Origin of the sequence: Arsenicicoccus cauae (assembly GCF_043162025.1) — a bacterium.
Classification (GTDB): domain Bacteria; phylum Actinomycetota; class Actinomycetes; order Actinomycetales; family Dermatophilaceae; genus Arsenicicoccus; species Arsenicicoccus cauae.
Genome location: NZ_CP171001.1, coordinates 300,140 through 323,999, shown reverse-complemented (window position 1 = coordinate 323,999; position 23,860 = coordinate 300,140). Strand labels below are relative to the sequence as shown.

The window sequence follows — 23,860 nt, the reverse complement described above, 5'->3', positions numbered from 1 at the left end:
GAAGGAGAACGATGACCACCGACACCTATCTCTACGACGCCGTCCGGACGCCCTTCGGGCGGTTCGGCGGGGCCCTGGCCGGCACCCGGCCCGACGACCTCGCGGCCCACGTCGTGCGCGCCCTGGTCGACCGCTCGCCCGGGCTCGACCCCGAGCGCATCGACGCCGTGACCTTCGGCAACGCCAACGGCGCCGGCGAGGAGAACCGCAACGTCGCCCGCATGGCCACGCTGCTCGCCGGCCTGCCCGTCTCGATCCCCGGCAGCACGGTCAACCGGCTCTGCGGGTCGTCGCTCGACGCCGCCATGGTCGCCTCGCGGCAGGTGATGGCGGGCGACGCCGACCTGGTCCTCGTCGGCGGCGTGGAGTCGATGAGCCGCGCCCCATGGGTGCTGCCCAAGACCAGCAAGCCCTACCCCGCCCACAACCTCACCGCCGAGAGCACCGCTCTCGGGTGGCGCCTGGTCAACCCCCGCATGCCTGGCCGGTGGACCGTCAGCCTCGGGGAGGCGACCGAGCAGCTCGCCGAGCTCCACGGGGTCTCGCGCGAGCGGCAGGACGCCTTCGCCGCCGAGTCGCACCGGCTCGCCGCTGCGGCCTGGGACGAGGGCCGGTATGCCGACCACGTGGTCACCGTGCCCGGGACGGACCTCGAGCGGGACGAGGGCATCCGCCCGGGCTCGACCCCCGAGACCCTGGCCGGGCTCAAGACCGTCTTTCGTACGGAGGGCGGCACGGTCACCGCGGGCAACGCCTCGCCCCTCAACGACGGGGCGTCCGCTGCGTTCGTGGGCTCCGAACGGGCGGCCGAGCTGCTGGGGCGCGATCCCCTGGCGCGGATCGTCTCCCGTGGCGAGGCCGCGAACGAGCCGCAGTACTTCGGCTACGCGCCCGTCGCGGCGGCGGAGCAGGCGCTGCGCCGCGCGGGCCTGACCTGGAGCGACATCGACGCGGTCGAGCTCAACGAGGCCTTCGCCGCCCAGTCCCTGGCCTGCCTGGACGCGTGGGAGCGCGACGGCCTCGACGTGGGCGTCGTCAACCGCTGGGGCGGGGCGATCGCCATCGGCCACCCCCTCGGCGCATCGGGGTTGCGCGTGCTCGGCACGGTGGCTCGTCGCCTGGCCGCGACCGGTGGGCGCTACGGCCTGGCCGGGATCTGCATCGGCGTCGGCCAGGGGCTCGCCGTCGTCGTCGAGAACGTCGCCAGCGCCGGCACCACCGGCACCACCGGCACGAGGGAGGGAGCACGATGAGCGGGCTGCACGTGGCCGCGGACGTCGACGAGGCGGTCAGCGTCGTCCAGGACGGGGACACCGTCCTGATCGGAGGCTTCGGCATCGCAGGGCAGCCGGTGGAGCTGATCGAGGCGCTGATCCGCAGCGGCGTCTCGGGGCTCACGGTCGTCAACAACAACGCCGGCAACGGCGACGAGGGGCTGGCCGCCCTCATCAAGAACGGCCAGGTCGCGAGGATGATCTGCTCCTTCCCCCGGCAGAGCGACTCGTGGCACTTCGACGAGGCCTACCGGGCGGGCCGGGTCGAGCTCGAGGTCGTGCCGCAGGGCACGCTCGCGGAGCGGATCCGCGCGGGCGGTGCCGGCATCGGTGGCTTCTTCACGCCCACGGCATACGGCACCTTGCTGGCCGAGGGCAAGGAGACGCGAGTGATCGACGGCCGCGGCTACGTGCTGGAGGCGCCGATCACCGGTGACGTCGCGCTGGTCAAGGCGCTGCGCAGCGACGCGATGGGCAACCTCCTGTACCGCAAGACGGCACGCAACTTCGGCCCGGCCATGTGCACCGCGGTGGCCCGCAGCGTGGTGCAGGTCGAGGAGGTCGTGCCCGCCGGTCAGATCGACCCGGAGGTCGTCGTGACCCCCGGCATCTTCGTCGACACGGTCGTCGAGGTGCGCACCACCAGCAGCGACAAGGAGGGCCTGCGATGACCGAGCCGACGAGCAGCAGCACGAGCACCCGCACGAGCCCCAGCACGGGCGGCGAGCTGAGCAAGCAGGAGCTGGCGGCGCTGGTGGCGCACGACATCGAGCCGGGTTCCTTCGTCAACCTCGGGATCGGGCAACCGACGCTGATCAGCGACTACCTGCGCGACGAGCAGCAGATCACCCTGCACACCGAGAACGGCATGCTCGGCATGGGACCCCAGGCGCACGGCGAGGACATCGACGTCGACCTGATCAACGCGGGCAAGATCCCCGTCACCGAGCTGCCGGGAGCGTCCTACTTCCACCACGCGGACAGCTTCGCGATGATGCGTGGCGGTCACCTGGACGTGTGCGTCATGGGTGCCTTCCAGGTCTCCGCCGGGGGAGACCTGGCCAACTGGCACACCGGCGCCGCGGACGCCATCCCCGCCGTCGGCGGCGCGATGGACCTGGCGATCGGGGCCAAGCAGACCTGGGTGATGATGTCGTTGTTCGCCAAGGACGGCTCGGCCAAGGTCGTCCCCGAGCTGACCTATCCCGTGACGGGGCTCGGGTGCGTGCGCCGGGTCTACACCAGCCAGGCCGTCTTCCTGCTCGAGGAGCGCGGTGTCGTCGTGCGCGAGACCCACGGCATCACCCTCGACGAGCTGCGCGACGGGCTCGACGTCCCGCTGATCGACGGCCGCGCGGCCTGATCCTGCACCGAGGGGTCGCAGACGTCGACGACACGCCGTCGGGCGCGACACCTGCGCCCCCTCGGTGCAGCCTGTTCGCGCTGCCGCCCCCTAGCCTGGGTCGATGATCGACGACGACACCCTGCGCGCCGCCCTCGACCGCGAGTGGGCCTGGTGCGGCCTGCCGCACCCGCCCGAGTGGGTGAGCCTGCTCGGGCGGGGCGAGTCGTATGCCGCCTGGCACGTCGCCACCCGCGGCACGGACGTCGTGGTGCGGGTCGTGCGCCGACCCACCGACGACCTGCCGCGCGCCATGCGTGAGGAGTTCACGGTGCTGCAGCTCCTCCCCGAGGGCGTCGGCCCCCAGCCGGTGGCGCTGGACGAGAGCGGCGACCGGCTCGGCATGCCGGCCATGGTCGTCGGCCTGGTGCCCGGCGAGGTCCTCACCGACCCCGGCGACTGGGACGAGGAGCTGCTCACCCGGTTCGCCCGGGTCATCGCCCGCCTCCACGACCGGGCCTACACCCGCTGCGGGCCGGTGGGGGACCCGCAGCGCAGCGCCGTCAGCATCGTCGGCGCCTTCGAGGCCGGGCTGGGGTGGTGGATCGAGCACCAGCCCGAGGTGGTGTCCGACCCCGAGGTGCTGGCGCTGCTGCCTGGCGTGCGCGCCTACCTCGCCGAGCGCGAGCCGTGGTTCGAGCCCGTCCGCAGGTTCGCGCTGGTCCACGGCGACCTCGTGGCGGCCAACGTGCTGGTCGAGGACGGCGAGCCGCGGCTGGTCGACTGGGAGTGGGCCGAGATCGACGACCCGGCGCGTGACCTCGGCTACCTGGGGGGCCGGCTCGCGAGCGAGGGTGTGCAGGTGCGGCTGGATCGCCCGGCCGTGGAGCACCTGGTCCGGGCCTACCTCAAGGCGGCGCCGCCCGACCTCGCCGCCACCGAGACCGTCGAGTCGCTCCTCGCCCGCCGCGACGCGTGGGAGGTGTGCGAGAGCCTGCTCAGCTCGCTGCACGACCGGCGACTGCTCGCTGAGGGACGGCACGAGCCGGGTCTCACCGAGCGACGGATCGCGGCGGCGACCGCGGGGCTCCGCGACGTGGCCCCGTCGGCGGGCTGAGGTGGCTGAGGCGGTCTGATCGGGCGCGGGCCCGACAGCGCCGGCCGCGGGTCGTCAAGAGCTGATCCGGACCGATGGCCGGACGCGCTGAGGCGTGGTCACTGTGCGTGTCCGACCGCCCGGAACAATCGGACGAGGTGGGGCGCCGTGCTACCCGTTCGGAGCAGCCCGTTACCATTTCGTTATGCTGCGGCAGGTCGTCCCGTTACACGGCTGTGACCTGCGGAAACACGGCTCTGTGACGCGGCGCGGACGTGAGGTGTTCATCGCGACGTCCCTTGTCACACAGCGTGAGGCCACCTGGATGTCGGGGACCCCGTGCCACCGGGCCGCTGGCTCCGTACCCTGGACCCAGAAGGGGGCGACGCCTCAGGCGGTGCGGACCCTTGCCATCGCGTCCCCAAGGGGCGTCGCCCGGTCGATCACAGCTCCAGAGGGGACCTCAATGCAGTCCACGCCACGCGTCCGTCGCGGCCCAAGGGTCGGCGTACGCGCCGCGTCCGTCAGCGTGACGGTCGCCCTGCTGACCCTGGGTCTCGTCGCCCCGGCGTCCGCCGAGCCGGACCCGTCACCGACGAGCAGCGCGCAGACGCTGCCCTCCGCGCAGGACGTCGACGCGGCCAACCGGGCCGTCGCCGACCAGGAGGCCCAGGTCGCGACCGCGCAGGCGCAGTATGCCGCCGCGGCCGACCGTCTCGAGCAGGCCCGGCGCGAGGCCGCGCTCGCCGCAGAGCAGTACAACGGTGCCAAGGTGCGCCTGGAGACCTCCACCAAGGCCTACGCCGACGCCGACTCCCGGGCGCGCGCCGCCGAGCGGGCCCTGGCCGCCGCCAAGGTCAACCTGGGGCGGGTCGCGGCCGAGACCTACGAGTCCCGCAGCGACCTGCACAGGCTGGAGGCTCTCGTCACCCCGGGCGGTCCGCAGGCCGTCCTGGACCGCGCCTCGGGGCTCGCCACGCTCGGGGAGCTGCAGACCGGCGTCGTGCGTCAGGCCACCGGCGACCTCACCCGCGCGACCGAGCTGCGCCGCGCCGCCCAGCGCGCCCAGGAGCAGCGCAAGGCCGACGAGACCGCGGCGCTCGCTGCCCGCACCCGAGCGGGCGCCGCCGAGCAGGCCGCCGTCGCCGCTGCGCAGGCCACCCAGGCCGCCCAGGACGAGGCGCTCGCGACCCTGGCACGGCTCAACCAGACCTCGATCGATCTGGAGCGCCGCCGCCAGGAGGGCCTGCGGGTCGAGGCTGAGCAGCGCGCCGCCGCCGCCCGCGAGGCTGCCGCCCTGGCCGAGGCGGCGCAGCGCGAGTCCGAGAGCCTGTCTGCCGACGTGCGGGCCGCCGAGGCCGCTGCGGCGGCCGCGGCCAAGGAGCGGGTCGACGCCCTGCAGGCCGACGCCGCCCGCAGCACCGCCGAGCAGACCCGCGACACGACGCAGGCCGCCGCCGACCGTGCGGCCCGGGAGGCTGCCGCCCAGGAGGCCGCCGCAGATCGCGCCGCCGCCGGCAGCGGGAGCGACGCCACCGACCATGCCGCCACGGTCGCTGCGAGCCGCCGCAAGGCGCGGGCGGCCCGCGCCCGCGCTCAGCAGCTGGCCGCAGAGGCGAGCCGGGCCGGCAGGGCCGCGGACCGGGCGCGCGCCGCCGCCAAGGCCGCGGACCGGTCCGCGACCCGCGCGCTGCGCCGCGTGCCCGGCTACCTCCGGGGCAGCGCCTTCTCCGTCGCAGCCCCCAACCCGCGCGCCAAGAAGGCCATCGACTTCGCGATGGCGCAGGTCGGCGACTGGTACCTCTGGGGAGGGGCCGGCCCCGACCGCTGGGACTGTTCGGGCCTCGTCCAGGGCGCCTGGGGCGCGGCCGGCTCCCGCCTGGACCACTACTCCGGCTCGCAGTGGGCGCAGACCCAGCGGCTCCCGCTGTCGCAGCTCCAGCCGGGCGATCTCGTGTTCTTCGGCAAGGACGCGGCCTCGATCCACCACGTGGGCCTCTACATCGGCGACGGCAAGATGGTCAACGCCCCGCACACCGGGGCGCAGGTGCGCGTCGAGTCGATGTACTGGTCCGACCTTCTGCCCTACGGCGGTCGCGTGCGCTGACGCGAAGGGGCCTGCGCTGCGAGGGTCCTGCGCCGCTACAGGGGCGGGGTGCAGCGAGAGCGGCGACCCTCCGGGTGGAGGACCGCCGCTCTCGGCGTACGGGGGTCTGACCGGGCAGGTCGGGCGGCCCGTCAGTGCGACTGGTGCGGAGCGGGCCAGCGCAGGGTCGTGACGTTGTTGTCCTTGGCGCGCTGGAGGGCCTCGAGGACGATCTCCTCGGCCCGCTCGCGACCGGCCCAGAAGGCGCCCTCGACGGACTTGCCGGGCTCGAGGTCCTTGTAGGTCTCGAAGAAGTGCTGGATCTCGAGCCGGTCGAAGTCGCTGATGTGGTCGAGCTCGGTGATGTGCTCCTGGCGCGGGTCGCCGGCCGGGATGCACAGCAGCTTGTCGTCGCCGCCGGCCTCGTCGCGCATGTGGAACAGGCCGATGGGGCGCGCCCGCACGAGGCACCCGGGGAAGGTCGGCTCGTCGAGCAGGACCAGGGCGTCGAGCGGGTCGCCGTCCTCGCCGAGGCTGTCCTCGACGTAGCCGTAGTCGGCGGGGTAGCGGGTGGACGTGAACAGCATGCGGTCCAGGCGGATCCGGCCGGACTCGTGGTCGACCTCGTACTTGTTGCGGTGACCCGACGGGATCTCGATGGTGACGTCCAGCTCCACTGGTGGCCCCTTTGCGTGGCTATCGGCGCAGCCCGGCGCGCTGGCCTAGGCTGCAAGACGGTCGATCAATCGTTGGCCACCAACCTACCCACAGACAAGGGGTGGCCGTGCGCCGGATGACGCTAATCGCGGGCGCCGCCACGCTCGGTGTGGCCGTTGCCACATACGGCGTGCTGGACGCGCACGACAGGGTCCCCGGCATCCTCACGATCGACCGTGACCCCTCGACGCCCGGCGCCACCGCCGCGGCCGGCGCCCCGGTCACCTCGGACGGCGCCCCCGTGCCGCGCGTGGCGGTGCCGACCCCCGCCGGCTCCGCGACCTCGACGGCTGCCCCCGCACCGGCGGCGGGAGCCCTGCGCGGCGCCCTCGCCCCGGCCCTCGCGGACCCCCGGCTGGGCCCCTCGGTCGGGCTGACGGTCCGCGACGGTATGACGGGCGCGCACCTGCTGGACGTGGCCGCCGACCAGCCGCGGACCCCCGCCTCGACGACCAAGCTCCTGACGGCCGCCGCTGTCGTGCCCGCGCTCGGCCCGGAGACCCGGCTCGTCACCTCGACCGTCCTCGCCCCCGACGGCCGGGTCGTGCTGCGGGCCGGGGGCGACATGATGCTGGCGCGGGGACCGTCCCGCCCGGGCGAGGTGCAGGGGCATGCCGGGGTGGCGACCCTGGCCGCCCAGACGGCGGCGGCGCTGCGCTCGGCCGGGCGCACCACCGTCACGCTCGGCCTGGACCTGAGCCACGCGGCGGGCCCCGACTACGCCCCGACGTGGGACCGTGCCTACCTGGGCGAGGCGATCGTCGGCAAGGTGGCCATGCTCGGGCTCGCGGACGGCCTGGTGGCCCCCGGGGCCCCGGCGCCCGCCGACCCGGCCGGCGAGGTGGCCGCGGTGCTGCGGACCGAGCTGGGGCGCGCGGGCATCTCGGTGCGGGGCGACCTGGCCCGTTCGGCGGCGCCCGCGGGCAGCCGCGCGCTCGCGTCGGTGTCGTCGGCGCCGGTCGCCGACGTGATGGCGGTGGCGCTGGCCCGCAGCGACAACGCCGTGACCGAGTCGCTGGCCCGCCAGGCGGCGACGCGGGCCGGGGCGAGCGGCGGCTTCGCCGCGGCGGCCCGGTGGGTGCAGGGCGAGCTCGCCCGACGGGGATACGACCTGACGGGTGTCCGCCTCGCCGACACCAGCGGTCTGTCCGCGGGGACGACGGTCCCGGCCCGCCTCGTCGGGGACGTGCTCGTGGCGGGCACCTCCGGCCGTGACCCCGGCATGGCGCGCGTCGTCGAGGACCTGCCGGTGGCGGGCCTGTCCGGCACGCTGGCCGGGCGCTACGTGGCCGGGGCGTCGGCGGCCGGGGCGGGGGTCGTGCGGGCCAAGACCGGCACCCTCACCGGCATCAGCTCGCTGGGCGGCACCGTGGTCGACGCGGACGGCCGGCTGCTCGCCTTCGCCGTGCTGGCCGACGACGTCCCGGCGGCGGGAGGGACGGAGGGCGCCCGCGCGGCCCTGGACGCCCTGGTGACGCGGCTGGCGACGTGCGGGTGCCGGTGACCGGGCGCTCTCCGTCTGGACGGCCCTTCTGCGTCTCGGCCCGCCGCGCCCGTCTCGGGCTGCAGCACGAGACCGGTGGCGGGGCACCAGACCGGGGACGCGGCGCGAGACCGGCGACGCAGCACGAGACGGGCGGTCCGGCATACCGCCACCGCCACCGAGGGAACGGATCACCACCCCGAGAGGTTGACCTCCTCATGAGCCAGGACACCAGGCAGGACCACCGTCCCGACCCGACCATCGAGCTCGTCGACTGGGACTTCGCCGCCGCCACGGGCCGCCGCCTCGTGCCGCGCGGCCCCCAGGTCACCCCGGCCGAGGCCGCCGACGCGGTCCACGCCCTGCGCGACGCCGCCGCGCGCTCCGCCCAGCACGTCGCCGACACCGCCCGGATGCACGCCCCCGCGAGCGCCGAGCCCGCCCGCGTGGTGGACCGTGCCGGCTGGATCGACGCCAACGTCCGCTCCATGCGGGGGATGATCGCGCCGGTGCAGGACAAGCTCCTCGCCTCGCGCACGACGCCGGTCGGGCCCGCCGCCGCGGCCGTCGGGAGCAAGGTCACGGGGGGGAGACCGGCGCGCTGATGGCCTTCCTCGCGAGCAAGGTGCTCGGGCAGTACGACCTGGCGCCCGGCGGCACGCCCCAGCTGCTCCTGGTCGCCCCCAACGTCGTCGAGGTGGAGCGCGAGCTCGAGCTCGACCCTGCGGACTTCCGGCAGTGGGTGTGCCTGCACGAGGAGACCCACCGCGTGCAGTTCACCGCCGTGCCGTGGCTGCGCGAGCACATGCTCGAGCGCACGCGGGCGCTGAGCGTCGACCTCGTGCCCGACGCCGACCAGCTGGCCGCGCGCCTCGCGATGGTGGTGCGCAACCTGCCCGACGCGGTGCGTGAGGGCGGCAACGGCCTCTCCGACCTGGTCACGACCCCCGAGCAGCGGGAGGAGATCGCCCGCCTGACGGCCATCATGAGCCTGCTCGAGGGCCACGCGGACGTGATCATGGACGACGTGGGACCGGCCGTCATCCCCACCGTGGACACCATCCGCGCGAAGTTCGACGAGCGTCGTGGTGGCCGCTCCTCGCTCGACCGGGTCGTGCGGCGGCTGCTCGGGCTCGAGGCCAAGATGCGGCAGTACTCCGACGGCGCGACCTTCGTCCGGGGCGTCGTCGACGAGGTCGGGATGGACGGCTTCAACGCCGTCTGGGCGTCGCCCGAGACCCTCCCGACCCCGGCCGAGATCGGCGATCACCGGCTGTGGCTCGCCCGGGTCCACGGCTGAGCGCCCCGCCCCAGCCAGGCCGTATGCCGTCCCCGCCCGCCGCCGTCGCCGCCTGCCGTCTCGCGGCGCGGCGGCTGCTCGGCGAGCTCCCCGAGGGCCGCGTCCTCGTGGGGTGCAGCGGCGGGACCGACTCGCTGGCGCTCGCCAGCGTGGTGGCCTTCGAGGTCGACAAGACCGGCCGCCCGGCGGGGGCCGTCGTGGTGGACCACGGGCTCCAGGACGGGTCCGCCGGGGTGGCCGACCGGGCCGCCGCGCAGTGCCGGGGGCTGGGCCTGGACCCCGTCGTCGTGCGCCGCGTCGAGGTCCCCCGGGAGCACCCCGGCGGGCCCGAGGACGCCGCTCGCGACGCCCGCCACGCCGCCCTCGTCGCCGAGGCCGAGCGGCTGGAGGCGGTCGCCGTGCTGCTGGCCCACACCCGTGACGACCAGGCCGAGCAGGTGCTCCTCGGGCTGGCCCGCGGCTCCGGCGCCCGGTCCCTGGCGGGCATGCCGCGACGCCGCGGCCTGCTCGCCCGCCCCTTCCTCGCGGTGACCCGGGCCGACACGGCGGCCGTGTGCGCGCACGACGGCCTCGACCCCTGGCAGGACCCGCACAACGCCGACCCCGCCTACGCCCGCGTGCGGGCGCGCGGCGCCATGACGGTGCTGGAGGAGGCGCTGGGCCCCGGCATACGGGATGCCCTGGCGCGCTCGGCCGACCGGCTGCGGGCCGACGCGGACGCCCTCGACCAGCTGGCCGCCACCTGGCTGGCGCAGCAGGCAGAGGTGCCGACCAGCCTGCCTGCGCACGCGCTCGCGAGCCAGCCCGAGGCAGTCCGCACCCGCGTGCTGCGCCTCGCCGCCCTGGCCGCCGGTGCTCCGTCGGGGGCGTTGACCGCCGCGCACGTCCTCGCGACCGACCGGCTCCTGACACACTGGCGGGGGCAGGGTCCCGTGTCCCTGCCGGGGCACCTGGTCGCGGCCCGGACGCCTGGACGGGCCGGTCGGATCATGATCGGGCCCGCCGATCGGGTTGAATGAACGCCGGCGGGACCGCCGAGGCCCCACCGACACCACGCGCAACGAGCCGGACCGAGGAGACGCAGTGCAAGCGAGCGACATGGGTGACGACCTCGCCGAGGTGCTCTACACCGAGCAGCAGATCCAGGAGCGCCTGGCGGAGCTGGCCGGCGAGATCTGGCGGGACTACGAGGGCAAGGACGTCCTGCTCGTGGGCGTGCTCAAGGGCGCCGTCATGGTCATGGCGGACCTCATGCGCCACCTGCCGGGCAGCGTGGAGATGGACTGGATGGCGATCTCGTCCTACGGCTCGGGCACCAAGAGCTCAGGCGTCGTGCGGATCCTCAAGGACCTCGACACCGACATCACCGACCGGCACGTCCTCATCGTGGAGGACATCATCGACTCGGGTCTCACCCTGTCGTGGACCCGCTCCAACCTGGAGTCCCGCAAGCCGGCCTCGCTGGAGATCATGACGCTGCTGCGCAAGCCGGACGTCGTCAAGGTCCCGATCGACGTCCGCTACGTCGGCTTCGACATCCCCGACGAGTTCGTCGTCGGCTACGGCCTCGACTACGACCAGCAGTACCGCAACCTGCGCGAGATCGGGCTGCTCGCCCCGCACGTCTACAGCTGACGGGCGCCGGCGCGGGCCGTATGCCGCGAGCCGGGCCCACCGCAGGCCCTCGCAGGCGCTCGGACCGCCCGGAACACCTCAGATCGCTCGCTCGTTGTCCCCCTCGGTGCCGGCAACGGTCTCTCAACTCCTCGGCCTCGGCCGAACCGCTTGATCAGGAAGGGACGGGGTCGCACCCCGCACGTACATGAACGCGAAGCGCATCGCACGAAGCCCCTGGATGTGGGTGGTCGTCGTCAGCCTGCTGATCGCCGCCTGGCTGTCCGTCGGGCAGCAGTCGGACTTCCGCGAGGTCGACACGTCGGCCGCGGTCCAGCTGATCCAGCAGGACAAGGTGGAGTCGGCCAAGCTGGTCGACGGCAACCGCATCGACCTGACCCTCAAGGACGGCAGCGAGTACACCGGCGGCAAGGTCAAGGACGCCAAGCACGTCCGGGCGCACTACATCGAGCCGCGCGGTCCCGAGCTGGTCAAGCTCCTCGACGCGCACAAGCCCTCCCAGGGCTACGACGAGCAGCCGCCGACGGACTCGCCGTTCCTCGCCCTGCTCGGCTACCTGCTGCCGCTGCTGCTCTTCGGTGCCTTCGCGTGGTTCATCATGAGCTCGATGCAGGGCGGCGGGTCCAAGGTCATGCAGTTCGGCAAGTCCAAGGCCAAGCTGGCCACCAAGGACATGCCGCAGGTGACCTTCGACGACGTGGCCGGCGCGGACGAGGCGGTCGAGGAGCTGCAGGAGATCAAGGAGTTCCTCGTCGAGCCCGAGAAGTTCGCGGCCGTCGGCGCCAAGATCCCCAAGGGCGTCCTGCTCTACGGCCAGCCCGGAACCGGCAAGACCCTGCTCGCCCGCGCCGTCGCCGGCGAGGCCGGGGTCCCGTTCTTCTCGATCTCCGGGTCGGACTTCGTCGAGATGTTCGTCGGCGTGGGTGCCTCCCGCGTGCGCGACCTGTTCGAGCAGGCGAAGGCCAGCGCCCCGGCCATCATCTTCGTCGACGAGATCGACGCCGTGGGTCGCCACCGCGGCGCGGGGCTCGGCGGCGGCCACGACGAGCGCGAGCAGACGCTCAACCAGCTGCTCGTCGAGATGGACGGCTTCGACGTCAAGACCAATGTCATCCTCATCGCGGCGACCAACCGCCCCGACATCCTGGACCCGGCGCTGCTGCGCCCGGGCCGGTTCGACCGGCAGATCGCGGTCGAGGCCCCCGACATGCTCGGCCGCCACCACATCCTGCAGGTGCACGCCAAGTCCAAGCCGCTCGCCGAGGACGTCGACCTGATGACCGTCGCGCGGCGCACCCCCGGTATGACGGGTGCCGACCTCGCCAACGTGCTCAACGAGGCCGCGCTGCTCACCGCCCGGTCCAACCAACTGCAGATCACCAACGCCATCGTCGACGAGGCGATCGACCGCGTGATCGCCGGACCGCAGAAGCGCACGCGCATCATGTCGGCCAAGGAGAAGAAGATCACGGCCTACCACGAGGGCGGGCACGCGCTCGTGGCGGCGTCGATGCGTCACACGGACCCGGTCAGCAAGATCACGATCCTGCCCCGCGGCCGTGCCCTCGGCTACACGATGGTCCTGCCCAACGACGACAAGTACTCCACGACCCGCAACGAGATCCTCGACCAGCTGGCCTACGCCCTGGGCGGTCGGGTCGCGGAGGAGATGATCTTCCACGACCCCACCACGGGTGCCTCCAACGACATCGAGAAGGCCACGAGCATGGCCCGCAAGATGGTCACGCAGTTCGGGATGTCCGAGCGGGTGGGTGCGATCAAGCTGGGTCAGGAGCAGGGCGAGGTCTTCCTCGGTCGCGACTACGGCCACCAGCGCGACTACTCCGAGAAGGTCGCGGGCATCGTCGACGAGGAGGTCCGCCGCCTCATCGAGTACGCCCACGACGAGGCCTGGCACGCGCTGCGCGAGAACCGCGACGTGCTCGACCGCCTCGTGCTCGAGCTGCTCGAGAAGGAGACGCTCGGTCGCGAGGAGCTGGCCGTGATCTTTGCGGACGTCGTCAAGCGCCCCGAGCGCCCGGTGTGGCTGTCCAGCGAGGACCGGCAGGTCAGCAACCGTCCCCCGGTGCTGACCCCGGCCGAGGAGATGGCGCTGCAGTCCGGCGAGCGCGCGACCGTCGAGGCCGTCGAGGCCCGGGTCGAGCAGCAGGTGGGCGACAACCCGGACCCGGAGCGCGAGCACCCTCCCACCCAGGTGATCGAGCTCCCCGGGGACGACCGGGTCGACCCGGGTCAGTGACGTGACGGTCGACCGCGCGCGGGCCGAGGCGGCCGTCCGCGAGCTGCTGCTCGCGATCGGCGAGGACCCGGACCGGGACGGCCTGCGCGACACACCGGCGCGGGTGGCGCGCGCCTACGACGAGATGTTCTCGGGGCTGGGGCAGGACCCCGGCTCGGTGCTCGACGCCGTCTTCGAGATCGGGCACAGCGAGCTGATCCTGGTCCGGGACATCGAGGTCTACTCCACCTGCGAGCACCATCTCGTGCCCTTCCACGGCGTCGCGCACGTCGGCTACATCCCCGGCAAGGACGGGCGCGTCACGGGACTGTCCAAGCTGGCGCGGCTCGTCGACGTCTATGCACGCCGGCCGCAGGTGCAGGAGCGTCTGACCACGCAGGTCGCGGACGCGCTGGTGCAGCACCTCCATCCCGGTGGCGCGATCGTCGTGCTCGAGTGCGAGCACCTGTGCATGTCCATGAGGGGCGTCCGCAAGCCCGGCTCCCGGACCATCACCTCGGCGGTGCGCGGCCAGCTGCACGACCCCGCCACTCGGGCCGAGGCGATGCAGCTCGCGCTCGGGGGCCGCGCGTGATCGACCTGCGCCGCGACCGGGGGCGGCCCGTGCTGGTGGGCGTCCTCAACGTCACCCCCGACTCGTTCAGCGACGGGGGCCGGTGGTCCGATGCCCGGCGGGCGGTGGAGCACGGGCTCGAGCTCGCCCGCCACGGCGCCGACGTCGTCGACGTGGGCGGGGAGTCCACGCGGCCCGGCGCGACGCGGCCCCTCGTGTCCGAGGAGCTCGACCGGGTCGTGCCGGTCGTGCGCGAGCTGGTGGCCGCGGGGGTCACGGTGTCCGTCGACACGATGCGCGCGGAGGTCGCCGCGGCGGCGGTCGACGCGGGCGCCGCCGTCGTCAACGACGTCAGCGGCGGCCTCGGCGACCCCGCCATCCGTGAGGTGGTCGCCCGCACGGGAGCCACCATGGTGGTGCAGCACTGGCGGGCCCACGGCGCCGACATGCAGCAGCAGGACCACCTGACCTACGACGACGTCGTCACCGACGTCCGCGACGAGCTGGCCCAGCGGCTGGCCGAGCTGCGGGAGGCCGGCGTCCGCGACGAGCAGGTCGTCCTCGACCCCGGCATCGGCTTCTCCAAGACCGCGGCCCACAACTGGGAGCTCCTGCGTCGGCTGGACGAGCTCGCCGCCCTGGGACGCCCGCTCCTCGTCGGCACCTCCCGCAAGGCCTTTCTCGGGTCGCTGCTCGCGGACCCGCCGACCGAGGGCTCCGCCACGGCCGACGGTGCCCCGTCCGGGCAGCCCGTCCCGCGGCCTCCGCTCGAGCGCGACACCGCGACGGCGGCCACCACCCTGCTCTGCGCCCAGGCCGGTGTGTGGGGAGTGCGGGTCCACGACGTGCGGGGGAGCGCCGACGCCCTGCGGGTGCTCGCCGCCTGGCAGGCCGGTATGCCGCCCGCCGCCTGGCAGGCCGGTATGCCGCCCGCCGCCGCGCTGCCCGCTGCCTCGTCCGCTGCAGGGCCGAGGCGCGGCGTCCCGGGCGCCGGAGGTGCCCGATGACCGACCGGATCACGCTCACCGGCGTGCGCGCCCGCGGCAGGCACGGCGTCCTGCCCGAGGAGCGCGTGCTCGGGCAGGAGTTCGTCGTCGACCTGGTCCTGCACCTCGACCTCGGACGTGCGGCCGCCACCGACGACCTCGCGGCCACCGTGAGCTATGCCGCGGTCGCCGAGACCGTCCACGAGCTCGTGACGGGGGAGCCGCACGACCTCGTCGAGGCCCTGGCGGGGAGCATCGGCGCCCGGCTGCTCGAGGACCACCTGCTCCTGGAGTCCGTCGACGTGACGGTGCACAAGCCGTCCGCTCCCATCGCCGTCGCGTTCGGCGACGTCGCGGTGACGGTGACCTCCCGCCGGGACGTCGAGGTCGTCATCGCCCTCGGCGCCAACCTCGACGAGCCCCTGGCGACGCTGGCCTCGGCCGTCGACCGGCTCACCCGCACCCGGGGTCTGCGCGTCACCGGGCGGTCGGCGGTCGTCGAGACGGACCCGGTGGGCGGACCCGAGCAGCCCGCCTATCTCAACGCCGTCGTCCTCGGCCGCACCCGCCTGTCCGCCCGCGCCCTGCTCCACCGGCTGCACCGCATCGAGGCCGACCACGGCCGCACCCGTGAGGTCCGCTGGGGTGCCCGCACCCTCGACCTCGACCTCATCGCCTACGGCGAGGCCCGCAGCGACGACCCCCGGCTCACGCTGCCTCACCCCCGCGCCCACGAGCGCGGGTTCGTGCTGGTGCCGTGGGCCGAGGTCGACCCCGACGCCGAGCTGACCCTCCCAGGCGGCGACCGCCGCCTCGTGCGGGAGCTCGCGGACGAGCGGCGGGCGGACGGCATACGGCCGGGGCCCGCGTGGCCCCTCGGTCCCCGCCACCGTCTCCGCGGCGACCAGGTGGCGTCGTGCTGAGGGGTGGCCGCGGGCTCAGCGTCGGTCTGTGCGCCCTCCTCGCGGTGCTGGTGCTCGCCGTCGGCTACGCCGCGCTGTCGTGGTGGAGCGAGGGCGGGCGGTCCCTGCCGCCGGTCGGCTACCTCGCCACGCTGCCGCTCGTGCTCGTGGCCGCGCTCGTCCTGGCCGGCGCCTGGTCGGTCCGCCGCACCGTGCGTGGTCGCCGGGCCTCAGGTCCGCACGACGGGCTGCGGGGCTTCCGGGTGCTGGTGCTCTGCCAGGCCGCCGCGCTGACCGGCGCCGTGGTGGCCGGGTGGAGCCTGGCCCACGCCCTCGTCGCACGGGCCGGCCTCGCGCTGCAGGGCCTCGGGTCCGACGCCGCGGCGGCCCTCGCCGTGACCGCGGCCGGCGTCCTGCTCGTCGTCGCCGGTCTCGTGGGCCAGTCCTGGTGCCGGCTCGACGAGGACCGCACCGCGCCGCCCGCGCCCTAGCGCCTGTCTCCCGAGGTCGGGTGATGGCGCCTGCTCGTGGGTGTCACGTGGCGGACGGCCCGACCCGCGTCAGCCGCAGACGGGGTCGCTCTCGACCTTGGTGGCCCAGCCCTGGTCGTCGAGGGTGAGCTTGACGATCGCCTGGTCCCCGGGCAGCTCGGACAGGGCCTGGACGGTGCTCGGCGAGGTCTGCGGGGGAGCGCCCTCGCTGGTGCAGGTCTGACGCACGACGGTCGCACCCGGGTCGACCGGGATCCGGAACGAGATGGCGTTGCGGTTGCTGAACAGCGAGCCCGCGTGCGGTGCGAGGTCCACACCCTGGCGGCCGACCGAGCCGTCCGAGCGGCCCCGCACCGTCCACCGGTCGAAGGTCAGCACCGGCGTCTGGTCCTTCATCTCCACCGCCGTGATCTTGCCGAGGTCGTAGGCCCGGCCACGGACCTGGCTGGTCACGCCGACGGCGCGCGTCGCCGTGGGGGTCGGCGTGGGTGTCGCCGAGGGCTTGGGGGCCGCCGCCGCGCCGGTCACCGTCACCGTCGGGGTCACCGTCACGGTGACCGGCGGCGCGTAGCCGCTGGACAGCGCGGTGCAGCCGGACAGCAGGGCGCCGGCGCCCACGGTCAGGGGCAGGAGCACGACGGCGGCGCGCAGGGTGGCGGGGCGAGACGGCATGGGGGGTCCTTTCGTCCCGGACAGTGTCCCCGGTGACGGCCTTCCGGCCCAAGGCGGCGCGCAGGACGACCGGCGGGGAGTCGCGGTGCGCGCGACTACGCTGGGGGCATGAGTTCCGCGCCCGAGCAGCAGCCCCACCAGCCCGACGTCGCCGCCTCCGACGGCGGCGTGCCCGAGCAGATGCGGGTCCGCCGCGACAAGCGCGAGCGGCTGCTGGAGCGGGGTATGGCGCCCTACGCCGTCACCGTCCCGCGCACCCACTCCCTGGCCCAGGCCGCCGCGCTCGGTGAGCCGCTCGAGGCCGGTGACGAGCCCGAGGGCGAGGAGTTCGTCGTCTCGGTGACGGGACGCATCGTCTACCAGCGCAACACCGGCAAGCTCTGCTTCGCCACCCTCCAGGAGGGGCCGGGCACGCGCCTGCAGGTCATGCTCAGCCTCGCCGAGGTCGGTCAGGACCAGCTCGACGCGTGGAAGGCCGACGTCGACCTCGGAGACCACGTCAGCGTCACCGGGCACGTGGTGCGCAGTCGCCGCGGCGAGGTGTCCGTCATGGCGACGACCTGGGTCATGGCCTCCAAGGCCTTGCGCCCCCTCCCGACGCTGCACAAGGACCTGTCCGAGGAGACGCGGGTGCGGCAGCGGTATGCCGACCTGATCGTGCGTCAGGAGGCGCGCGACATGGTGCGGCTGCGGGCGACGGTGCTGCGCTCCATCCGCAGCACCCTGGACGGGCTCGGATTCGTCGAGGTGGAGACGCCGATCCTCAACCTCAGCCACGGGGGAGCGGCCACCCCGTTCACCACCCACCTCAATGCCTTCGACATCGACATGAGTCTGCGCGCCTACACCGAGCTGTGGCTCAAGCGCGCCGTCGTCGGAGGGGTCGACCGCGTCTACGAGATCGGCAAGGTCTTTCGCAACGAGGGGGTGGACTCCACGCACTCCCCGGAGTTCACCGAGCTCGAGTTCTACGAAGCCTACGGCGACCAGTTCACGGCGGCCGACCGCACCCGGCAGATCATTCTCGACGCCGCGGAGGCGACCGGCCGCGGCACGTCTCTGGTCGACTATCGCGGCCGGGAGATCGACCTGTCCGGCGAGTGGCGCTGGCTGCCGATCTGCGAGGGGGTCGGCCAGGCGCTCGGCGAGGAGGTCCTGCCTGACGAGACGCCGGACAACGTCGAGCGGCTGCGCCGTCTGGCTGCGGCTCACGAGATCTCCCTCAAGCCCTCCTGGGGTGCCGGCGAGATCGTCCTCGAGCTGTTCGAGCAGCTCGTCGAGCACACCCTGCTGCAGCCGACCTTCGTCTGCGACTACCCCGAGTCCGTGCGGCCGCTGGCGCGCGCCCACCGCACCACGCCCGGCCTGGTCGAGGCCTGGGACCTCATCGTCGGTGGGGTCGAGCTCGCCCCCTCCTACTCCGAGCTGGTCGACCCGGTGGTGCAGCGCGAGCGGCTCACCGCGCAGGCGGCGCTGGCCGCCGGCGGGGACGACGAGGCGATGGAGCTCGACGAGGACTTCCTGCGGGCGCTGGAGTACGGCGCGCCCCCGATGGGCGGGACCGGCATGGGCGTCGACCGGCTCATCATGCTGCTCACCGGCACGGGGATCCGCGAGACCATCCTGTTTCCCCATCTCAAGCCGCAGGCCTGAGAGACACCGCGAAATCCTGATCGACGAGAGGTTTTGCCATGGACATGCTCTGGAAGGTCTTCATCGCTCTGGCACCCACCGTGGGCGTTCTCTTCATCTTCTGGCACGTGATGAAGAACATCCTCGAGGGCGATCGGCGCGAACGAATTGCGCACGCCCAGTGGGAAAGGGAGCAGGAGATGTCGGCCCGCAATTCCACCGGCGGGCAGGACGGGCACGTTTAGTCGACACCGATGCTTTGACCAGCGCGGGTGAAATCCCCTATGTTGATGGGCGGACCTATTCTTTTCCCGGCCACTGACGAGGAGATTCGAAATGGCACAGCGCATCCAGGTCATCATCGAGGACGACATCGACGGGGGCGCCGCGGCCGAGACCGTGACGTTCGCGCTCGACGGCGTGACCTACGAGATCGACCTGTCCGAGGACAACGCCCGCAAGCTGCGCGACGACTTCGCGGCCTGGGTCGGCCACGCTCGTCGCTCGGGCGGTCGCAGGACCACCGGACGCAAGCCCTCCGGCGGCGGCCGCAGCAACCTCAACGACGTCCGCGAGTGGGGTCGGCAGAACGGCTTCCAGGTCTCCGAGCGCGGCCGCGTCTCGTCCGAGCTGCAGAGGGCCTACGACGCCGCCCACTGATCGCGGCGTCCGGCTCACCGCGACGGCGCTGACGTCCGTGGGTCATCCCCTGACCGGCGGTGAGCTGGAGCTCGCCTGCGACCTCGTCTCGTCTCGCATCGCCTGGCTCAACCTCCTCGTCGGGCCGGGCGATGCCGCGTCCGGCCCCACGGTCGACACCGCCGAGGTCGGCTCTGGCTCGCCGGCCGGGCTGCAGGCCCTGGCCGACTGGCGCTCGCGGGTGGAGGCGGGCTGGGCGCGGCTCTACGGCCGTCGCCAGCCACCCCACGTCGCGGCCACCTTCGTCCTCGGGTGGTACCTCGACGCCCTGGCCCACCCCGCGGCCTTCGCCGCCGCGATCGGGCCCTGGGCCCTCGACCTGTCGCCCGGCTCGGTGGTGATCGAGCCGCACCCCACCCAGGGCTACCCCGCGCGGGTCCACGTGTCCGCGAGCGCCGCTCACCAGGTCCTCGCCTCCGAGCCCGTGCGCCTGCGCCGGGCCGAGGAGTCCTACCGGCACCACGCCGAGCAGGTGGCCAGGTCGTATGCCGCGCCCGGCGTCAAGATGTCCAGCCGCCAGCGGCTGGGGATGGTCGACGACCTGTGGCGCATCGCGGTGGAGCGGGCCGCAGCGGCGGCTGGCAGCCCCCTGCTCGTCCGGCCGGACGACGACTCCCGAGGTCGGCTGCGGGCATCCTGCTGCTTCATCTACGCTCTCCCGGGAGCCACGACCTGCTCCACCTGCCCTCGTCGCGCCCGCGCGACCCCCTCGACCCGGCGCTCGCCTGCGCCGTGAGGAGCGCCATGTCCGTCCCGACCCAGCCCGACGGCCGAGCCGACGGCCAGACCGTCGACCTGGAGCAGGTGGTCGAGCTCGAGATGAAGCTCCTCGACCCCAACATGCGCGGCGACGTGGAGGGCGTGCAGCCGCTCCTGCACGACTACTACGCGGAGTATGCCGCCAGCGGTCAGGTCTACGACCGGCGCACGGCCCTCCAGGCCCCCGTCGAGGACTCGACGAGCTCGTTGACCGTCGACCGCCTCGAGGCGGAGCTGCTTGCGCCCGGCGTGGTCCTCGTGACCTACCGGGCGCACCGGTCGTCCCGCACCTCCTGGCGGTCCTCGGTCTGGTTGCTCACCGAGCACGGGTGGCAGCTGCGCCACCAGCAGGCCACCCCGATCCGCGACTGAGGCCGGTCGGCCGTGACGGCGGGCGTCCGGCATACGACCGCCTCCCGCACGGCGCCGATCCCGTCCGCTGAGGGCGAACACCGCGGACGCGCAGCACGGAACACCACGCACGCCGGTGGCGTTGACATCGTCAAGTCCCGCGCCGTACGGCGGGGCGTGCCCGGCGGTGCGTCCCAGCGCGCACGGTCCGTCGGGAGGCGTAGATAGCATCGAGGCATCTCGATAGCGAGGAGACAACCCAGATGTTCGAACGGTTCACCGACCGGGCCCGACGAGTCGTGGTGCTTGCGCAGGAGGAAGCGCGCATGCTCAACCACAACTACATTGGGACGGAGCACATCCTGCTCGGCCTCATCCACGAGGGTGAGGGCGTGGCCGCCAAGGCCCTCGAGAGCCTCGGCATCTCCCTGGAGGCCGTGCGCGAGCAGGTCCAGGACATCATCGGCCAGGGTCAGCAGGCCCCCACCGGCCACATCCCCTTCACCCCGCGCGCCAAGAAGGTCCTCGAGCTGTCCCTGCGCGAGGCGCTGCAGCTCGGCCACTCCTACATCGGCACCGAGCACATCCTGCTCGGCCTGATCCGCGAGGGCGAGGGCGTGGCGGCGCAGGTGCTGGTCAAGCTCGGCGCCGACCTCAACCGCGTGCGCCAGACCGTCATCCAGCTGCTCTCGGGCTACCAGGGCAAGGAGAGCGCGGGCGCCGGCGTCGGCGGCTCGAGCACGGGCCCCCAGGAGGGCACCCCGGCCGGGTCGCTGGTCCTCGACCAGTTCGGCCGCAACCTCACCCAGGCCGCCCGCGACGGCAAGCTCGACCCCGTCATCGGCCGCGCCAAGGAGATCGAGCGGGTCATGCAGGTGCTGTCCCGCCGCACCAAGAACAACCCCGTCCTCATCGGCGAGCCCGGCGTCGGCAAGACCGCCGTGGTCGAGGGCCTGGCCCAGGACATCGTGCGCGGCGACGTGCCCGAGACCCTCAAGGACAAGCAGGTCTACACCCTCGACCTCGGTGCGCTGGTCGCCGGCTCGCGCTACCGCGGAGACTTCGAGGAGCGCCTCAAGAAGGTCCTCAAGGAGATCCGCACGCGCGGCGACATCGTGCTGTTCATCGACGAGATCCACACCCTCGTCGGTGCCGGCGCGGCCGAGGGTGCCATCGACGCCGCGAGCATCCTCAAGCCGATGCTGGCCCGAGGCGAGCTGCAGGTCATCGGCGCGACCACCCTGGACGAGTACCGCAAGCACATCGAGAAGGACGCGGCTCTCGAGCGGCGCTTCCAGCCGATCCAGGTGGCCGAGCCCACCCTCGCGCACACCATCGAGATCCTCAAGGGTCTGCGCGACCGCTACGAGGCGCACCACCGCGTGTCCATCACGGACTCCGCGCTGGCCGCCTCGGCCAACCTCGCCGACCGCTACATCAACGACCGGTTCCTGCCCGACAAGGCGATCGACCTGATCGACGAGGCGGGCGCGCGACTGCGCATCAAGCGCATGACCGCCCCGCCGGAGCTGCGCGAGTTCGACGACAAGATCGCCGACGTGCGCCGCGAGAAGGAAGCCGCCATCGACGGTCAGGACTTCGAGAAGGCCGCCGCCCTGCGCGACGACGAGCGCAAGCTCGTCGAGGCCAAGGCCGAGCGCGAGCAGCAGTGGAAGTCCGGGGACATGGACGTCGTCGCCGAGGTGACCGACGACCTGATCGCCGAGGTCCTCGCGGCCTCGACCGGCATCCCGGTCTTCAAGCTCACCGAGGAGGAGTCCTCGCGGCTGCTCCACATGGAGGACGAGCTGCACAAGCGCATCGTCGGCATGGACGACGCCATCAAGGCGCTGTCCCAGGCGATCCGTCGCACCCGCGCCGGGCTCAAGGACCCCCGTCGTCCTGGCGGGTCGTTCATCTTCGCCGGCCCCACGGGCGTCGGCAAGACCGAGCTCGCCAAGGCGCTGGCGGAGTTCCTCTTCGGCGACGAGGACAGCCTCATCCAGCTCGACATGTCCGAGTTCGGCGAGAAGCACACGGCCTCGCGGCTGTTCGGCTCGCCCCCCGGCTACGTCGGCTACGAGGAGGGTGGTCAGCTCACCGAGAAGGTCCGCCGCAAGCCGTTCTCGGTCGTGCTGTTCGACGAGGTCGAGAAGGCCCACCCGGACATCTTCAACTCGCTGCTGCAGATCCTGGAGGACGGCCGCCTGACCGACTCCCAGGGCCGGGTCGTGGACTTCAAGAACACCGTCATCATCATGACGACCAACCTCGGCACCCGGGACATCTCCAAGGGCGTCTCGCTCGGCTTCACCGCCGGCACCGACACCTCGACGAGCTACGACCGGATGAAGTCCAAGGTCTCCGAGGAGCTCAAGCAGCACTTCCGCCCGGAGTTCCTCAACCGCGTGGACGACGTCATCGTCTTCCCGCAGCTCACCAAGGACGAGATCGTCCAGATCGTCGACCTGTTCATCGCTCGCCTCGACACGCGGCTCAAGGACCGGGACATGGGCATCGAGCTCACGCCCGCGGCCAAGGACCTGCTCGCCAAGCAGGGCTACGACCCGGTCATGGGTGCCCGACCGCTGCGCCGCACCATCCAGCGCAACATCGAGGACGTCCTCTCCGAGAAGATCCTCTACGGCGAGATCGGGCCCGGCGAGATCATCCTGGTCGACACCGACGGGGCCGACAAGGACCCGGAGTTCACCTTCACGGGCACCAAGGGCTCCGACGTCCCGGACCTGCCGCCGCTCGACGTGGCGCTCGAGGGCGGCCACGACCGCGGCGAGGGCACCGGCACCCAGGGCTGAGACCGGCCGGCGCCGGTGCCCCGACGGGCGCCGTGCTCCCGCCACGCGGCCTAGCGGCCCCGCCCACCAGCTGGTGGACGGGGCCGCAGCCGTGCGGTCGGGCGCCGCTAGGTTAGGGGGTCTCAGCAGGCGCGGACGGAGACGGCATGGGCGAGCAGCAGCAGGAGACGGTGGAGCGGCTGCGGGTCCGCCCGGCCCGCACGAGCGACGTGCTGGCGATCCGTGCGCTGGTCAAGCCCTACGCGCAGCGGCGCATCCTGCTGGCCAAGGACGCGGTGGCCTACTTCGAGTCGGTGCAGCAGTTCCGGGTCGCCGAGCTGGACGGCGAGATCGTGGGCTGCGGTGCTCTGCACGTCTTCTGGGAGGACGTGGCCGAGGTGCGCACGCTCGCGGTCTCGCCGCGCGCGCTGGGCCACGGCGTGGGCGGCCGGATCGTGGACGCCCTGCTCGACGACGCCCGCCGGCTCGGGGTGTCCCGCGTCTTCTGCCTGACCTTCGAGGTGGACTTCTTCGCGCGGCACGGCTTCCGGCCGATCGAGGGCACCCCGGTCACCCACGAGGTCTTCGCCGAGCTGGTCCGGTCGTACGACGAGGGCACGGCGGAGTTCCTCGACCTGGACCGGGTCAAGCCCAACACCCTGGGCAACACCCGGATGCTCGTCGACCTCTGACCGCGCCGCGTCGTCCGGATCGTGACGGGACGTGGGCCGGCGCTGCTGGTCTGGCGGGCAGACGGTGCGAGGTCAGGCGGCAGGAGGTCAGGAAGTGGGGGCAGGCGAGCGGCTCCACAGGGTGTGCAGCGGCCC

The 23,860-nt window shown here is 73.3% G+C and carries 22 protein-coding genes and 1 pseudogene; 21 read left to right on the top strand and 2 right to left on the bottom strand.

Going from position 1 to position 23,860, the window contains the following annotated elements:
* The first annotated feature begins 11 nt into the window (after positions 1-11).
* The 5 genes from ACF3NS_RS01555 (at position 12) to ACF3NS_RS01535 (ending at position 5,819) form a co-directional block, all read left to right on the top strand.
* On the top strand, positions 12-1,253 hold the full coding sequence (locus tag ACF3NS_RS01555; protein WP_392467410.1) for a thiolase family protein: 1,242 nt from the start codon (positions 12-14) through the stop codon (positions 1,251-1,253).
* A complete protein-coding gene (locus ACF3NS_RS01550; protein ID WP_392467408.1) occupies positions 1,250-1,945 on the top strand; it encodes a 3-oxoacid CoA-transferase subunit A in 696 nt (231 codons plus the stop codon). The genes ACF3NS_RS01555 and ACF3NS_RS01550 overlap by 4 nt, the downstream gene beginning before the upstream one ends.
* Positions 1,942-2,637, top strand: a complete 696-nt coding sequence (locus ACF3NS_RS01545; protein WP_288798509.1) for a 3-oxoacid CoA-transferase subunit B — start codon at positions 1,942-1,944, stop codon at positions 2,635-2,637. Before ACF3NS_RS01550 ends, ACF3NS_RS01545 begins: the two co-directional genes overlap by 4 nt.
* Before the next feature lie 103 nt (positions 2,638-2,740).
* Complete coding sequence (locus ACF3NS_RS01540) at positions 2,741-3,733, top strand: phosphotransferase family protein (RefSeq protein WP_392467406.1); 993 nt, start codon at positions 2,741-2,743, stop codon at positions 3,731-3,733.
* Between the two features lie 445 nt (positions 3,734-4,178).
* Positions 4,179-5,819, top strand: coding sequence for a C40 family peptidase (locus tag ACF3NS_RS01535; RefSeq protein ID WP_392467404.1), 1,641 nt, complete (start codon positions 4,179-4,181; stop codon positions 5,817-5,819).
* Between the two features lie 131 nt (positions 5,820-5,950).
* Here ACF3NS_RS01535 and ACF3NS_RS01530 read toward each other — a convergent pair whose 3' ends face one another.
* Positions 5,951-6,475, bottom strand: coding sequence for an inorganic diphosphatase (locus ACF3NS_RS01530; RefSeq protein ID WP_311966725.1), 525 nt, complete (start codon positions 6,473-6,475; stop codon positions 5,951-5,953).
* Between the two features lie 116 nt (positions 6,476-6,591).
* On the opposite strand from ACF3NS_RS01530, the gene dacB reads away from it, so the two are divergent.
* The 9 genes and pseudogenes from dacB (at position 6,592) to ACF3NS_RS01485 (ending at position 16,125) form a co-directional block, all read left to right on the top strand.
* Complete coding sequence (dacB, locus tag ACF3NS_RS01525; RefSeq protein WP_392467402.1) at positions 6,592-8,019, top strand: D-alanyl-D-alanine carboxypeptidase/D-alanyl-D-alanine-endopeptidase; 1,428 nt, start codon at positions 6,592-6,594, stop codon at positions 8,017-8,019.
* Between the two features lie 197 nt (positions 8,020-8,216).
* Positions 8,217-9,298 (top strand): annotated as a pseudogene (locus ACF3NS_RS01520) (zinc-dependent metalloprotease).
* A 23-nt stretch (positions 9,299-9,321) separates the two neighbouring features.
* Positions 9,322-10,317: a tRNA lysidine(34) synthetase TilS gene (gene tilS / locus ACF3NS_RS01515; protein ID WP_392467401.1), complete on the top strand. Its 996-nt coding sequence runs from the start codon at positions 9,322-9,324 to the stop codon at positions 10,315-10,317.
* A 64-nt stretch (positions 10,318-10,381) separates the two neighbouring features.
* The gene (gene hpt / locus ACF3NS_RS01510) at positions 10,382-10,933 is read left to right on the top strand and encodes a hypoxanthine phosphoribosyltransferase (RefSeq protein WP_288797593.1); all 552 of its coding nucleotides are present in this window, start codon (positions 10,382-10,384) and stop codon (positions 10,931-10,933) included.
* 187 nt (positions 10,934-11,120) lie between these two features.
* On the top strand, positions 11,121-13,193 hold the full coding sequence (gene ftsH, locus ACF3NS_RS01505) for an ATP-dependent zinc metalloprotease FtsH (RefSeq protein WP_288797592.1): 2,073 nt from the start codon (positions 11,121-11,123) through the stop codon (positions 13,191-13,193).
* Between the two features lies 1 nt (position 13,194).
* On the top strand, positions 13,195-13,767 hold the full coding sequence (folE, locus tag ACF3NS_RS01500) for a GTP cyclohydrolase I FolE (protein WP_288797591.1): 573 nt from the start codon (positions 13,195-13,197) through the stop codon (positions 13,765-13,767).
* Complete coding sequence (gene folP / locus ACF3NS_RS01495) at positions 13,764-14,753, top strand: dihydropteroate synthase (protein WP_288797590.1); 990 nt, start codon at positions 13,764-13,766, stop codon at positions 14,751-14,753. The genes folE and folP overlap by 4 nt, the downstream gene beginning before the upstream one ends.
* Entirely contained in the window at positions 14,750-15,655 is a 906-nt protein-coding gene (folK, locus tag ACF3NS_RS01490) for a 2-amino-4-hydroxy-6-hydroxymethyldihydropteridine diphosphokinase (protein ID WP_288797589.1), read from the top strand. The genes folP and folK overlap by 4 nt, the downstream gene beginning before the upstream one ends.
* Positions 15,649-16,125, top strand: coding sequence for a DUF3180 domain-containing protein (locus tag ACF3NS_RS01485; protein ID WP_288797588.1), 477 nt, complete (start codon positions 15,649-15,651; stop codon positions 16,123-16,125). The genes folK and ACF3NS_RS01485 overlap by 7 nt, the downstream gene beginning before the upstream one ends.
* A gap of 69 nt (positions 16,126-16,194) precedes the next feature.
* Here ACF3NS_RS01485 and ACF3NS_RS01480 read toward each other — a convergent pair whose 3' ends face one another.
* Positions 16,195-16,797 carry a hypothetical protein gene (locus ACF3NS_RS01480; protein WP_288797587.1) on the bottom strand — a complete coding sequence of 201 codons (603 nt, stop codon included), beginning with the start codon at positions 16,795-16,797 and terminating at the stop codon, positions 16,195-16,197.
* A gap of 108 nt (positions 16,798-16,905) precedes the next feature.
* Here ACF3NS_RS01480 and lysS point away from each other — a divergent pair, with 108 nt between their 5' ends.
* The 7 genes from lysS to ACF3NS_RS01445 all read left to right on the top strand — a co-directional run bounded on the left by lysS (position 16,906) and on the right by ACF3NS_RS01445 (position 23,725).
* Positions 16,906-18,450 (top strand): lysine--tRNA ligase, encoded by a 1,545-nt coding sequence (lysS, locus tag ACF3NS_RS01475; RefSeq protein ID WP_392467397.1) that lies wholly within the window; start codon positions 16,906-16,908, stop codon positions 18,448-18,450.
* A gap of 38 nt (positions 18,451-18,488) precedes the next feature.
* Positions 18,489-18,674, top strand: a complete 186-nt coding sequence (locus tag ACF3NS_RS01470) for a hypothetical protein (RefSeq protein ID WP_154594461.1) — start codon at positions 18,489-18,491, stop codon at positions 18,672-18,674.
* Between the two features lie 91 nt (positions 18,675-18,765).
* Complete coding sequence (locus ACF3NS_RS01465; protein WP_154594462.1) at positions 18,766-19,089, top strand: Lsr2 family protein; 324 nt, start codon at positions 18,766-18,768, stop codon at positions 19,087-19,089.
* Positions 19,090-19,126: 37 nt separating this feature from the next.
* A complete protein-coding gene (locus tag ACF3NS_RS01460) occupies positions 19,127-19,864 on the top strand; it encodes a (2Fe-2S)-binding protein (protein ID WP_392467396.1) in 738 nt (245 codons plus the stop codon).
* 8 nt (positions 19,865-19,872) lie between these two features.
* Complete coding sequence (locus ACF3NS_RS01455; protein WP_154594463.1) at positions 19,873-20,259, top strand: DUF4440 domain-containing protein; 387 nt, start codon at positions 19,873-19,875, stop codon at positions 20,257-20,259.
* Positions 20,260-20,501: 242 nt separating this feature from the next.
* Positions 20,502-23,054, top strand: a complete 2,553-nt coding sequence (locus ACF3NS_RS01450; protein WP_154594464.1) for an ATP-dependent Clp protease ATP-binding subunit — start codon at positions 20,502-20,504, stop codon at positions 23,052-23,054.
* A 146-nt stretch (positions 23,055-23,200) separates the two neighbouring features.
* Positions 23,201-23,725 carry an amino-acid N-acetyltransferase gene (locus ACF3NS_RS01445; protein WP_154594465.1) on the top strand — a complete coding sequence of 175 codons (525 nt, stop codon included), beginning with the start codon at positions 23,201-23,203 and terminating at the stop codon, positions 23,723-23,725.
* Positions 23,726-23,860 lie beyond the last annotated feature (135 nt).